The 13,882-nt window shown below is 63.7% G+C and carries 10 protein-coding genes and 1 tRNA gene; 7 read left to right on the top strand and 4 right to left on the bottom strand.

Annotated features, from left to right (window positions below; translation table 11 throughout):
- Window positions 1-144 precede the first annotated feature (144 nt).
- Complete coding sequence (locus tag FA87_RS01075; protein WP_197062350.1) at window positions 145-3,411, top strand: protease pro-enzyme activation domain-containing protein; 3,267 nt, start codon at window positions 145-147, stop codon at window positions 3,409-3,411.
- A gap of 53 nt (window positions 3,412-3,464) precedes the next feature.
- Here the strand turns inward: FA87_RS01075 and FA87_RS01070 are convergent.
- The 3 genes from FA87_RS01070 to FA87_RS01060 form a co-directional block, all read right to left on the bottom strand.
- A tRNA-Arg gene (locus FA87_RS01070) sits at window positions 3,465-3,541 on the bottom strand.
- Window positions 3,542-3,596: 55 nt separating this feature from the next.
- Complete coding sequence (locus FA87_RS01065; RefSeq protein WP_239709141.1) at window positions 3,597-4,436, bottom strand: LytTR family DNA-binding domain-containing protein; 840 nt, start codon at window positions 4,434-4,436, stop codon at window positions 3,597-3,599.
- 159 nt (window positions 4,437-4,595) lie between these two features.
- The gene (locus FA87_RS01060; RefSeq protein WP_239709140.1) at window positions 4,596-6,452 is read right to left on the bottom strand and encodes a M61 family peptidase; all 1,857 of its coding nucleotides are present in this window, start codon (window positions 6,450-6,452) and stop codon (window positions 4,596-4,598) included.
- A 265-nt stretch (window positions 6,453-6,717) separates the two neighbouring features.
- Between FA87_RS01060 and FA87_RS01055 the strand changes: the two genes are divergently transcribed.
- From FA87_RS01055 to FA87_RS01045, 3 genes are all read left to right on the top strand, one after another.
- Window positions 6,718-7,401 carry an outer membrane beta-barrel protein gene (locus FA87_RS01055; RefSeq protein WP_043691784.1) on the top strand — a complete coding sequence of 228 codons (684 nt, stop codon included), beginning with the start codon at window positions 6,718-6,720 and terminating at the stop codon, window positions 7,399-7,401.
- 91 nt (window positions 7,402-7,492) lie between these two features.
- Window positions 7,493-7,867, top strand: coding sequence for a type II toxin-antitoxin system RelE/ParE family toxin (locus FA87_RS01050; RefSeq protein ID WP_043691781.1), 375 nt, complete (start codon window positions 7,493-7,495; stop codon window positions 7,865-7,867).
- Window positions 7,857-8,180: a DNA-binding transcriptional regulator gene (locus FA87_RS01045; RefSeq protein WP_043691779.1), complete on the top strand. Its 324-nt coding sequence runs from the start codon at window positions 7,857-7,859 to the stop codon at window positions 8,178-8,180. The genes FA87_RS01050 and FA87_RS01045 overlap by 11 nt, the downstream gene beginning before the upstream one ends.
- A gap of 4 nt (window positions 8,181-8,184) precedes the next feature.
- Here FA87_RS01045 and FA87_RS01040 read toward each other — a convergent pair whose 3' ends face one another.
- Window positions 8,185-8,889, bottom strand: a complete 705-nt coding sequence (locus FA87_RS01040; RefSeq protein WP_043691777.1) for a glutathione S-transferase N-terminal domain-containing protein — start codon at window positions 8,887-8,889, stop codon at window positions 8,185-8,187.
- Between the two features lie 127 nt (window positions 8,890-9,016).
- On the opposite strand from FA87_RS01040, the gene FA87_RS01035 reads away from it, so the two are divergent.
- From FA87_RS01035 to FA87_RS01025, 3 genes are all read left to right on the top strand, one after another.
- Window positions 9,017-9,301 carry a hypothetical protein gene (locus FA87_RS01035; RefSeq protein WP_043691775.1) on the top strand — a complete coding sequence of 95 codons (285 nt, stop codon included), beginning with the start codon at window positions 9,017-9,019 and terminating at the stop codon, window positions 9,299-9,301.
- A 269-nt stretch (window positions 9,302-9,570) separates the two neighbouring features.
- Window positions 9,571-10,245, top strand: a complete 675-nt coding sequence (locus FA87_RS01030; RefSeq protein ID WP_043691772.1) for an outer membrane beta-barrel protein — start codon at window positions 9,571-9,573, stop codon at window positions 10,243-10,245.
- Window positions 10,246-10,564: 319 nt separating this feature from the next.
- Complete coding sequence (locus tag FA87_RS01025; RefSeq protein WP_043691769.1) at window positions 10,565-13,612, top strand: TonB-dependent receptor; 3,048 nt, start codon at window positions 10,565-10,567, stop codon at window positions 13,610-13,612.
- Window positions 13,613-13,882 lie beyond the last annotated feature (270 nt).

Raw genomic sequence — 13,882 nt, 5'->3', positions numbered from 1 at the left:
AATTCGGTGAGAAACGTGCCAGTCGAGCGTGTGTGACTTTGCCGGGAATGTAAAGCTATGGTGGGACAGCGTGCCGAGGGGCAGTCCTCCGGGCTGGGCACGAGCGACGTCACGGCGTTACGGGCTCTTTCCTTCGGGGGTACTATGTCAGCAATTCTTTCCAGGCCTTGGCTGGCCGGCGCGGCGATGCTCATCGCCACCGGCGGCGCGTGCGAGGCACACGCTTCCGTCGACACCGCGGGCAGCACCACGGCGACACCGCTGATCACCAGAACGGTCGACAGCCACCAGATGACCACGCTGCCGGGAAGCATCCCGGCGAGAGTCCATACCAGTGTCGACGCGGGGCCGATGGGCACCGCCGAGGTCATCCCTTCGATGACCCTGGTACTGAAGCGCAGCGCGGAACAGCAGAAGCGGTTCGATGCCTACCTCGCGTCGCTGGATAACCCCTCGTCGCCCAACTTCCACCAGTGGCTGACCGCGCGCCAGGTGGGCGAACGGTTCGGTCCGAGCAGGCAGGACATTGCCGCGGTAAAGACGTGGCTGGGCAGCCAGGGTCTCGGCGTGAAGACCATCTCCGCCGACGGCATGCTGATTCGTTTCACCGGCTCGGTCGGCGCCGTGCAGCAGGCCTTCGGTACCTCGCTGCACCGTTTCAGTGCGAACGGAAAAACGCACTTCGCCAACGCCGCCGAACAGAAGCTGCCGACCGCACTGATACCGGTGGTCCGTGGCGTCGCATCCCTGACCGACTTCTTCCCGGAGCCGCAGGTGAAGAACGTACGGCCGGTGAAGCGCGACAAGCAAGGGGCATGGATCGCCGCCGGCGCGCCCTCCGGCGACTTCAACTTCGTTTATCAGGGAGAGACGTTCTTCGATCTGGTACCCGCGGATTTCGCGACGATCTACAACGTCAATCCGTTGTGGAATCAGGCGAGCCCCGTGCGCGGCGCCGGACAGACTGTGGCCGTGCTGGAAAGAACCAACGTTCTCGACGCCGACATCAAGACCTTCCGCCAGGTATTCCTCCCGACGGATGCCAAAGGTGTCTTCACCCAGGTTCATCCCGCGGCTTTCACCGGCGACACCAGCTGCGTGAATCCCGGTACCAACGGCGATGAAGGTGAGGCCGCGCTCGACGCGGAATGGGCCGGCGCCGCCGCACCCGATGCCGACATCACGCTCGCCTCGTGCCAGGACACCGGCGCGGACTTCGGTGCGTTTCTCGCCGCGCAGAACCTGCTTGAGCAAGCCGCCCCACCAGCGATCCTCAGCCTCAGCTACGGCGAGTGCGAACTCGTCAGCGCGGCGGTGGGTGACATCGACGAGGCCAGCGCGCTGTGGGCGACCGCCGCGGCCGAAGGCGTTTCGGTGTTCGTCTCGACCGGTGACTCCGGATCCGCGGGTTGCGACCAGGGACAGTCGGCTTCCAGCTACGGCCTAGCCGTCAACGGCCTGGGCAGCACGCCGTATAACGTGGCCGTCGGCGGTACCGACTTCAACGACTACAAGCAGACCAGCAAGTACTGGCTGCCCGGTAACGGCGAACTTGGCGCCAGCGCCATCGGCTATATCCCGGAGCAGACCTGGAACGACTCCTGCGCCAGCGCGCAGCTGGATACGATCCTGGGATACAGCGACCCCAACACGGCCTGCAACTCATCCGCCGGGCTCGACTTCCTCAACACGGCGGGCGGAAGCGGCGGACCAAGCTACTACTGGAGTCAGCCCACCTGGCAGCAGGGTCTGGCCGGCATGGATCAGAACGTCACCCGTGCCACACCGGACGTCTCGCTGTTCGCGGCCAACGGCATTTACGGTCACGCGCTGATCTTCTGCATGTCGGACGCCGACGAAGGCGGTACGCCCTGTAATTACCTCAGCCCCACGGACTCGATCTACAACAGCGCGGGCGGCACATCGTTCGCGGCGCCCGCGATGGCCGGCGTGCAGGCCCTGGTGAACCAGTCCAGCGCGGCTCGCCTGGGTAACGTCGCGCCAACGCTGTACAGCCTGGCCCGCAGCCAGTACGGCACCATCGCTTCGCCCGGCACCGGGTGCGCCGCCACGGACGCCACGTGTGTGTTCCACGACGTCGCCACGGGGGATATCGACGTGCCTTGCTTCGCCGGCACCGGCGACTGCTACGTGAAGAGCGGACAGTCGTACGGCATCGTCAGCGATGGCGGTCGTGCATCCCTCGTCACCGCATGGAAGGCCGGCAAGGGCTACGACTATGCGACAGGCCTGGGCTCGGTCGACGTGACCCATCTCGCCAACGCCGTGGCCGCCCGGTCGGCACGCGGCAAGACAATCTCGCGCACATGGGATCTGGCCGGCCGCGACGACAGCGGCAACCCCGGCGTCGGTCTCAACGCGATCCTCGACGGCAAGAGCACCTTGCTGCTGGTCGGTCCGAAGACCGGCAACGCCACGTTTGTCCGTATGAACGGCAGCACGGTGCTCAGCACCGACACATGGTTCCCGGGCAGCCGCGATGGCGGCGACACGATCGTCGACGGTTTCCAGGCCGGCGACCAGATCAAGGCCATTCCGTACGACATCTTCGGCGGCACGCTCGCCGGACAGACGGTGATGGAAAGCGATAACCCGACCACGCACACCATGAACCTCGCGATCTACAGCTATGGCTGGGAGGCGTTCCGCTTTCCGTACCCAGCCGGCTGGACGCTGGTCGGCGCGGGCGATGTGGATGACGCGGGCACGCCGCAGCAGATCTGGTTCAACGCCAGCACCAGCCAGCTGTCGTTCTGGACGATCAAGTGCAGCGGTGGCCTCCTGTTTGGCCGTCTGAACGATCTGGACTGCACGCAGGCCGTCGACCGCACGGTACCCGCTCCGGCCGGCTTCACCCCGCATCTGGCCGATCTCAATGGCGACGGCGTGATCGATATCGTCTGGACCGGCGCCAGCCGCGCGGTGAAGTACTGGGTCAACACCGGCAAGGACCGCTTCACCAAGACCGATGCACCGGACGCGTCACCGAACGGCTTCGACCTGATCGGCGCGGGCGAGATCGCCGGCACCGGCAGGACCGACCTGATCTGGTTCAACGCCGCGACCGGCAACATCGGCTGGTGGCTGATGGACGGCACGACGGTGACGGGCCGCAAGACCACGGCGGGCCCGGCGGGTTACAGCGTCGCCACCATCGAGGACTTCGACGGTGACGGTCTGGCGGACGTGTTCTGGACCAACGCCAAGGGAACGGCGTATGTCTGGCAGGGCACCGGCGGCGGCTTCATCTCACAGCAGGTCGCCGACGGGGCGGGCACGCCTTACGTGGTGCCAGCCGGCTACAAGGTGCAGATGAACCGTTTGCAGGGCGTGGCCAACCCCATCGCCGCGCACGCCGCCAGGGCGCAGATCGCCGCGGTTTCGCACTGACTCGGGAGAGGTTCCGCGGAGAGGCGGACGGGAAACCGTCCGTCTTTTCTGAATGGTGCGCCTGGAGGGATTCGAACCCCCGACCAATGGCTTCGGAAGCCACTACTCTATCCGGCTGAGCTACAGGCGCTGATGCTGCGGTCGGGCATTGTAGCGGGAATCCCCGGGGCGGCCTAGCCTCAGTGTCAGGCCCTGGCCGCCAGGGGCTCAGCGCCGGCCGCCGTGGCGCGAAGGCTTTCCCTGTAACGCCGGCTGCACGGCAGGACCGTGCCGTCGGCCATGTGCAGGCGGGCTTCGCCCGCGTCCAGCGGCTCGATCGAGGTGACCTGAGCCAGTTGCACCACGTAGCTCCGATGCGCGCGGACGAAGACGGCGGGGTCGAGCTTGGCCTCCAGCGCGGCCAGGGTCGTCCGCAGCGGGTAGTCGCGACCGCGCACCCGCAGATTCACGTAGTTCCCCGACGCCTGCGCCCACTCGATATCGGCGGTGGCCACCAGGAAGTCGCGTCCGAGCTTGCGGACGAGAAAGCGCTCCGGGCGGTCGACCGGCTCCACGGGCGGCCCTTCATCCGGGATGTCGAGCAGACTGGCCTCGCCTTTGACGTGTCGGCCGAACCACTCGACCATGTGGCCGACGGCGACGATCGTAAAGAACGTGCGGATGTCCTTCAGATATTCGTAGACGAACTGCAGGCCCAGCGACCCGGGATCGTAGTGGGCGCCGCCGAGCGTGAAGCCGAGCAGCCGGAGCAGGTCCATGCCGACAACGTGACCCACGCACCAGGCGAGGCTGCCCACAAAGTAAAGCGGCAGATAGCGTCGCCACGTATCCGCATGCAGCGGCCAGCGGTCGCACGCACGCAGCAGGAAGGGCAGCATGAGCAGCGAGACGAGGACGCTGCTGAATTCGTTGACGGCGATCTGCCAGGTGGCGACGTGGATGTCGTAACGGTCCGCATCGATCCGCGCGGTCATCGTGTTGCCGATCGCGGCCGCACCGAAGACCGTGCCCCAGAAGACGATCATGAAGAGGCGACGACGGCGGTGAGCCTGGTCGAGTTCTTTGCCGGGAGGTGTGGGGGTGGCTTCCATCCGCCGGATGATAGCCGTGTCGCGGGTTGGAATCGCCCGCGGGGCGCGCTCCTACGTAAAGAAGAAGGGCCCCTTGCGGGGCCCTTCGGTGCATCACTTGGTCTTGTAAAGCTCGCCCAGCCAGTCGGGCTTGCTCTTGTCGCGTTCCAGGTGCGGGTACATCAGGCCGCCGTGGTAGTCGATCTTGATGGTCTTGTAGTCATCGAAGTTCTTGACCAGCAGCTCGATCGGCGCCTTGTCGGTCTTCGCGGTGGTGACGGCTTCCTTCAGCGCGTCGCCATCGAATTCCTTGTTGTTGACCGCGACGATGTGCATGCCCGGCGAGAGCCCGGCATTGAAGGCCGGGCCGTCCCAGCGCACGTCGGAGATATCGCCCTTGGACGACACGGCGAAGCCGGCCGAATAGGTGAGATCGACGTAGTGACGACGGCCTTCGAACGCCTTGACCGCTTCCGACGGCTTGTCGTTGTAGACGAGCTTCCAGCCGCCGCGCTCGATGCCTTCCAGGTCGCCCTTGTGACCGTCGATGCGGTCGTGCAGGTAAGTCGCCCAGTCGTACGGCGAAATGCCGTTGAGCGTCGAGACCACGTCTTCGAAGGTATACGGATTGACCTTCCAGTCACCGTCCTTCATGCCGAAGAAGGCCTTGGCGAAATCGTCGAGGCTACGCTTGTTTCTGGTCAGTTCGCGCAGCTTGGTGTCGACGTCGAGCCAGACCATCTGGCCGCCCGAATAATAGTCTTCACTCATCTGGTAATTGCGATACGACAGCGGACGACGCTGCGCGATCGTCGGATCGTTGGTCGTGTCACCGATGGTGCGCCAGGACAGACCCGGGCGACCCTTGTCGTACGTAGCGGCGACGAGTGCGAGCACGTCACGCGCCTGATCCTGCGAAACGAGGCCCGAGCGTGCGGCGACGACGTTGCCCCAGAACTGCGTCTGGCCTTCATACACCCAGAGCAGGCTGTCGCCCATCGGCACGTTGAAGCTCGGCGTGGCGAGGTCGGCGCCGCGACGGTATTTGCCGTCCCATGAGTGGTTGTACTCATGCGAGAGCAGGTCGCGTCCCAGCCAGCTCTTGTCCCACTCCGTGAAGTAGTTGGGCTGTGCGCTGTTTTCGGACGAACGGTGGTGCTCCAGACCGATGCCGCCGAGCTTGTCGGTCAGCGCCAGCAGAAAGTCGTAATGGTTGTAGTGACGCGCACCGTAGAGCTTATCCATCTGCTGGACGAGCTTGCGGTGGATCTCGAGCGCTTCGGGCTTGATCTCGAGCGCCTTCGCGTTGTCGGCCACGATGTTCAGGTGCACCGGCGACTTACCGTTCGGGTCGAGGTCGACGCGCTTGAAATAGCGACCGGCGAAGATCGGCGAATCGACGAGGTCGTCGTAGTTGATCTCCTTGAAGGTCACCGTGTCGCCATTCTTGCTGGCCTCCTCGAGGGCGGTGCCGAACTGGAAACCGGCCGGCAGCTTCACGGACGCTTCGACGTTGACGCGATCGGCACGGTAGCCGGCCGGATACAGGGAGACCTGGTTCCACTGCACGTTGACGATGTCGGGGGTCATGACGATCCGACCCTGACGCGTGTCCTGCGGGGTCAGCGTCTGAAACTCGACGTCGACCGACGAGGCGCCGGCCGGCACGTCGACGTGGAAGGCGTAGACGTTGTACTCGTCACGCTTCCACTCGAGGCGCTTGCCGCCGGCGGTCACGATGAGACCGGCGAACTGGTCGATCGGGCCGGTCGGCGAATGGTGGCCCGGGATCCACTCGGGGAACAGCAGGGTCAGCGGACCGGCCTGCGCGGGGATGGATTCCTTGACGCGGAAAATGCGGTGATCGGTGTCGGTGGCGTCGACGGCGAGCTTGACGGTACCGGCGAACGCGACGTCCTTCGGCGGCGGAACATCGTCCGCGCGGACGGCGGTGGCGCCTGCGCTGGCCAGGGCGGCTAGAAGCGCGGAGGCAAGGATGGTGGATTTCACTGGAATTCTCCCGTGGAGCGTGTGGATCGCCCGGCCATCCCTGCGAGCGGGTCGGCGCGGTCCCCTGCGGTCCGCGCAAGCCTTCGATGCTAAACGTCATGGTCCGGAGCGCCCTATGCCAGAGGTCACGGTCACGGCACTCAGAATTCTCGTAAAATGCCGCGCCCGCCCATGCGGGACCGTACGGCGCCGGAGCCGACGGACATCATCAGGAACAGGGAACACCATGCATAAGGTCATGCGCACGGCGGTCGTTACCGCTCTTCTCGCGATCGCTCCGATCGCCGCCCAGGCCGACGGCCAGGCCTTTATCACTGCCTCGGCTGGCAAGTCGCACTACAACGGGGATACCGGGGAAAGCGGCACGTATTCCTATTACGGCATCGACGCGACCGAGCGTGTCGACAAAAAAGACACCGCTTTCGGCGTCACCGGCGGCTACCGCTGGATGATGGACGACGTGTTCTCGATCGGACCCGAAGCCGGCTTCGTCGACCTGGGCAAGTTGTCGGACCGGGTGAATGCGACCTCGCCAGGCCGATGGACGGAGACCGACCGCTCCGAGATCAAGAACAAGGCCGCGCTACTGGGCATCAATGCCAAGTGGATGCTCGGCCACTCATGGTCGCTGGGCCTGCGCACAGGCTTCCTTCACATGTGGTCGCGCCTGCGCAGCGATGTCGACGGCGTCGATCTCTACTATTCGCCGGGCAGCCGCGACCACTATTCCTACAAGGACTCGTCGCACGACAACGGCTTCTACGGTGCGTTGAACGTGGGCTATGACTTCACCCGCAACTTTGGCGTCACGCTGGGTTACGAGCACTACCACGGCGACTACAAGAGCGATGCGGGAAGCGTCAGCCAGAAGATCGGCGTGTGGGCGGCGGGGGCTGAGTTCCGGTTCTGAGAAGTAGGTAGTCTCAGGTGCAAAAAAACGGCCGCATAGTGCGGCCGTTTTTTTGGCTAGAAGTAAATAGCACCCAGTGCTACCCTAAGCCATGGACGAATGGACGCAAGGCCAGCGGGTGTTCAAGACCGCGTGGTTTGCCAAGATGGCGAAAAAACACCTGATCAGCGACTCGGAGCTACGAAACGCGGCGCTCGAAGTCATGCGCGGCCAAGCCGATGACCTGGGCGGCGGGGTTTTCAAGAAACGCCTCAACCGCAACATGCACAAGTCTATCGTGGTCGCGAAAGGACGGCGGTACTGGATCTTTGCCTATCTGTTCGCGAAAAAGGATCGGGCAAATATCGACGACTCGGAACTCGCCGCGTTCAGGAAGCTTGCGGCACTTTACAGTCGAAAGGTAGAGCAAGACATCGACAAGGAAGTGGCGATCTCGGAACTCATTGAGGTACGTAATGAACGCTAATCGTAAGCATAAGAGCGACGCATTCGAGGCGATTCACAGCGCCGTGTCCGGAATGCGCAGAGCTGGGACCATCGACAAGGCAACCATGCGGGACTTCGATGATCTCTGCATCGCTACACCCCCAATGATCGACTCGTTGCAGATCAAGAAACTTCGCGAGCGGAATCATGTGAGCCAGCCGGTATTCGCGCGCTACCTGAATACGAGTGAGAGCACGGTTGAGAAGTGGGAATCCGGGGCCAAGAAGCCTAGCGGTATGGCGCTGAAGCTTCTTGCGGTTGTCGCCAAGCATGGACTCCAGGTGCTGGCCTGATGCCTCAGGTCCGCGCCGGAATCTTCAATCCGCGCTCCACGCCAGGCCGCGACGTGCCGCGCTCCAGCCACCCGATGACGTTCTGGAAGTCATCGAAGCCCACCAGCTCGCGGGCACCATAGAACGTCACCAGGTTATTGACCCAGCCCAGCGTGGCGATATCCGCGATGGTGTACTCATCGCCGACGATCCAGTCCTTACCGTCGAGCTGCCGGTCGAGCACGCCGAGCAGTCGTTTGCTTTCCGCGACGTAGCGCTCCAGCGGACGTTTATCTTCGTATTCGCGGCCGGCGAACTTATGGAAGAAGCCGACCTGGCCGAACATCGGCCCGATGGCTGCCATCTGGAAAAAGACCCACTGGATCGTCTCCCAGCGCTTCGATTCGTCCTTCGGCAGGAAGCGGCCGGTCTTCTCCGCGAGATAAAGGAGGATGGCGCCTGATTCGAACAAGCCAAGTGGCTTTCCACCCGGACCGTCCGGGTCGATCATCGCAGGGATCTTGCCATTCGGATTCAGCGACTCGAACTCTGGCAGCTTGCTCTCGTTCTTGCCGATATCCACGAGGTGGACCTCGTAAGGAATGCCCAGTTCTTCGAGCATGATCGATACCTTGACGCCATTAGGCGTGGGCAGCGAGTAGAGCTGAATACGATCGGGATGCGCGGCGGACCAGCGCGAGGTGATCGGAAAGGCGGAGAGGTCGGACATGAGGCATACCTTCGGGCCATAAAGCACCGAAGGTAGGCCGTCGGCGCGTTCGATTCAATGGCCGCAGAGTTGCGCTGACCGGGCCACCGAGACACACTCGAAACCAATGCTTCATCCATGGAACGTGATGGAATTGATCGAGCTGTCTATCGTACTCGGACGGGTCGTACTGGCCTCGCTACGCTCGCCCTTCGGCATCATGGCGGTGATGCTCATGACGTGGCTCGTCCTCATCGGCGTGCTGGCCTTTGACGACTCGATCGTGCACGGCTGGCCCGGCGTGATCGGACGCACCTTCGCATGGTTGGGTACGGACGACGGACTCTTGCTATTCGGCGGCGTGACGATTGCCACCCTGCTTGTCATTGGAGCAAGCCTGCTTATCTGGCCTCCTGAACACCTCGGCATCTGAAGCTGCTTCGCCGAGGCCCATGGCGAGGGTCGGCCATGACTGCCGCACGTTGTAGCCATACCTCGACACGTAAACCCGCACCAAGCCGAGCGCTGCGTAAGTCCCTGGCGCGAAGCGGCGCCATGACGGGCATCGGCAATGCATGCCCTGTCGGCAAGTCCCAAGGCGCGGCGCCGCTGAGATCGGCACAACGGCGGCGCCCTTCCTAGAATGCCGCCCCACGTCCGCAACGGGACGTACCGTCACCACCCACCAGAAGGGAATCTCCCATGCAAAAGATCTTGCATGCGACGCTCGCTGCCGTCGCACTCGCTTCGCTGTCCTTACCGGCTGCTGCATCCACCGGCACCTTCCTGAAGTTAGGCGCAGGCGAAGCGCGCTATGGCACGGGCGAGAAGCGCTTCGACGGAAAGAAGCACATGTCATACGACGTCGTCGGCGGTTATCGCTGGCAGATCGCCAATACGTTCGCGCTGGGCGTCGAGACGGGTTATGTCGACCTCGGCGGCAGCACCCATCGCGTGGCGGATCCGGCGGCGAAACAGGACACCCGCAACAGCCGCCGTCCGATCCCCGGTAAACCGCAGAACAAGCCGAAGCGCCCCGTTCCCACCTACTGGGAGAAATCGACCCTCAGTGCGCGCGCCTTCGTTCTCGGCGTCAACGCCCGCTGGCAGGTCGGCGAACAATGGTCGCTGACCACGCGTAGCGGCATCGCCCGTACGCACACGGCGCTGGAGGTGCACACGCGCCGGAGAAGCGCCGCTGTCTCCACCTCGGGGATCGCCCCTTATCTCGGCGCGGGCTTCGGCTTTGCCCTCACGCCGACTACCGATCTCTCACTCGACGTTTCGCGCTATGCCCTCGCCGGAACCCGCGTCCGGCCAGGCGGCACACGCGTACACGTTCATACGATTCACGCCGGCGTGGACATGCGTTTCTGAGGCCCTGGCCGCGCCGGAGCGCCCCCTGGCGCCGACGCGGCCGACCGGACGTTCTTTCGAAAAGGCCGTCTAAACCCCTATACATCCCCGTAACTTTTCTATATAACCGATAGCAAGTGCTGCGACGCAGCACGTGAAGTCTTCTGAAGGGAAGCGACGCGCGGATGCGCGTTTATGCGGCTCGTCCCGCTCTGACAACGCGCGTTGTCAGCGTCGGAGACGTGCGCCAGGGTTTGCCTTTATCAGCCATTACGGGTGCCGCGCCGCGGCCACCCGTGCATGTCCGTGCGTCCAAACAGATCCAGGGAGACGTTTCTTCATGCTTAGCCGTAACAAGCCCTTGAACAAGACCGCGCTGGCCATCGCCCTCGCTATCGTCGCGAGTCCCGCCGCCTTCGCCCAGTCCACCACCGGTGGCATCTTCGGCCAGGCGCCTGTCGCTGCCGGCGAGACGGTCGTCATCACCAGTGACACCGGTATCACCCGCGAAATCGCCGTGGATGAGCGCGGCCGTTACTCGGCCGGCCAGCTGCCGCTGGGCACGTATACGGTATCCCTACGCGCCAATGGTCAGACCGTCGACACGCGCCAGAACGTCGTTCTGAAGGTCGGCGCCGGTACCGAGGTGTCGTTCGCTCCGGCCGAGGCACAGACCACTGACATGTCCGGCGTCTCGGTCTCCGCGTCCGCGCTGCCCAAGATCGACGTATCGACGATCGATTCGCGCACCGTCGTCACCTCGGAACAGCTGGCACGCCTGCCGCTGGGCCGTAACTCGGAAGCCATCGCGCTGCTCGCGCCCGGCGTGGTGCAGAACGGCGGCAGCTTCAAGGGTCCGACAGGCAATTCACTGGTGAGCTTCGGTGGTTCGGCCGCGAGTGAGAATGCCTATTACGTCAACGGCTTTTCGACCACCGACCCCCTGCGTGGCTTCGGCGGCCTGTCGTTGCCGTATGGCGCGATCGAGCAGCAGGAGGTCTACACCGGCGGATACAGCGCCCAGTACGGCCGATCCGACGGCGGCGTCATCAACGTGGTCGGCAAGCGCGGCACCAATGAATGGCACTTCGGCACGCAGGTGCTGTGGGAGCCGAGCTTCGCGCGCGCCAACCAGCGCAACCGCTACTACGAAAGCGGCCTGCCCGCCTCGCCCCGAGCCGGCAATCTGTACTCGCCCGATAGCGAGAACGGCGGTGACAGCACCACGGTCAGCGCCTATGCCGGCGGCCCACTGATCAAGGACAAGCTGTTTATCTTCGTTGCCGGCGAGTATCAGCGCCAGGAAGGCAATACCGTCAACCCGGTGAGCGGTTACACGAGTACCAAGCCCTACGTCGATTACCGATACAACTCGCCGCGCTGGTACAGCAAGATCGACTGGAACATCACGGACAACAACATCCTCGAGTTGACCGGCGCGTCGGACAAGTATCAGACCTCGGGCAGCATCTACAACTACGACTACGTCAACCGCGTGCGGCAGGATCGCATCGGCCAGGACGACGATATCAAGACCGGCGGCAACCTGTGGACGGCCAAATACACCGGCTACATTACCGATGACCTGACCGTCAGCGCGCTGTACGGCAAGCTGCATACCACCGACTACGATGCGCCCGGCGGCTACAACTCGAGCCTCACGTACGTCGATGGCCTGGTCAACCAGAACCCGGCGCTCAACGGCGGATCGTCGCGCGGCAACAGCCAGACCGTATCCAGCCTCAGTCCCTCGGGCCGCGGTAACCGCACCACCAATACGCGCATCGACATCACCTACAAGATCGGCGATCACACGATCACCGCCGGTATCGACAACCAGACCGCGGTGGCCATCGACCAGGGCTCGGTGACGTCGGGTCCCGGCGGGTACTCGTGGACGTATGGCCAGTCCGATCCGAACACACCGATTTCCACGGGCCTAGGTGTGCCGGCGACGGCCGGCTTCCCCAACGGTGCCGGCGGTTACTACGTCATCCAGAACATCAACAGCAGTCTCGCCACCGTTCGCTCGACGCAGCGCGCGCAGTACATCGAGGACAAGTGGCAGGTGAACGATCGCTGGCTGCTCTCGTTCGGTATCCGTAACGATCAGTTCGAGAACTTCAACGCGGATGGCGACGCCTTCATCACCCAGCACAAACCGCAGTGGGCGCCCCGCCTGGGAGCCAGCTGGGACGTCTTCGGTGACGCGACCTTCAAGGTGTATGCCAACGCGGGGCGTTACTACCTCGGCCTGCCGCTGAATCCGGCGCTCAATGCCGCCGGCGGCGCGCTGACGACGTCGCAGTACTTCACCTATGGCGGCATCGCGGCCGACGGGACGCCGACGGGCCTTACGGCGATCTCGCCGCCGGTCGCCGCCAACAACACGTTCGGTCAGCTGCCCGATCCGAAGACGGTGACGACACAGGGCCTCAAGTCCGAGTACCAGGACGAGTTCATCCTCGGCTTCACGAAGACGCTGGGTACCGACTGGGTCTACGGCGCCAAGGCCACGCAGCGCATCCTGCGTAACGCCATCGACGACTACTGCGACATCGACCTCGTGCTGGCCAAGGCACAGTCACTTGGCTACGACGTGACCGACCAGAGCAATCCGGTCAGCTGCTGGCTGTTCAACCCCGGTAAGTCCAACACCTTCAACCTGGTGGATACCTCGGGCAATTACGTGAAGGTGCCGCTGTCCAACGAGGAGTTCGGTTTCGATCGCCTGAAGCGCCGTTACTACTCGCTGGAGACCTTCCTCGAGCATCCGTTCGCCGACGGCTGGTATGGCAAGGTCAGCTATACGTATTCGCGCAGCTACGGCAACACGGAAGGCCAGCTTCGCTCGGACCTGTACCGCGAATCGCGCGGCACCGGCCAGACCGCGGTGTCGACCACGCAGGACTGGGACAACTCGTACATCATGGTCAACACCAACGGTGTGCAGAACAACGATCACAAGCACCAGCTGAAGTTCTTCGGCTACTACCAGTTCAGCCCCGAATGGCTGGTCAGCGGCAACCTCAGCATGATCTCGGGGGCGCCCAAGCCTTGCCTCGGCTACTTCGGCGCGGATCGTACCGACCCGGCGGGCTACGGCAACAGCTACCACTTCTGCAACGGCGAGCCCTCCCCGCCCGGCAGCCACGGCCGCCTGCCGTGGGTGCGCCAGGTGGATCTCGGTGTGACCTATCGTCCCGCCTTCGCCGATGCGAAGCTGGCCTTCAACGCCAATGTGTTCAACGTGCTCAACGAGCAGCGGACGATCGGTATCTACCCGAACGGCGAGCAAAGCCCGAACCTGGCGAACCCGCTGTACGGGACGCCGACGGCGGTGCAGCAGCCGCGTTATTTCCGCCTGAGCGTGAATTACGACTACTGAGCCCTGACCCGAAGGACCTGTCTCCGGGGTAGTGCCGCGAGGCACAACACGGGGTTGCCGTTGACGAGAAAGCCGACCAGGCGCAGCCCGGTCGGCTTTCTTGCGTTTAGGCCGCTCGCGTCATAAAGGTCGACTGCGTCACATTCGTGAATGTGACCTTCATCACACTTAGGGCCGCTTTCGGCTAGTCTTGCCGAAAACGTGCCTCGCCTGGATTGCCCGCAAAGCGCATCCGCAAGTTGTGAGTAGCCCACGAAGCGAACGTTTCAG

Origin of the sequence: Luteibacter sp. 9133, from assembly GCF_000800155.1 — a bacterium.
Lineage (GTDB): Bacteria > Pseudomonadota > Gammaproteobacteria > Xanthomonadales > Rhodanobacteraceae > Luteibacter > Luteibacter mycovicinus.
This window is presented reverse-complemented; position numbering and strand designations above follow the sequence as displayed.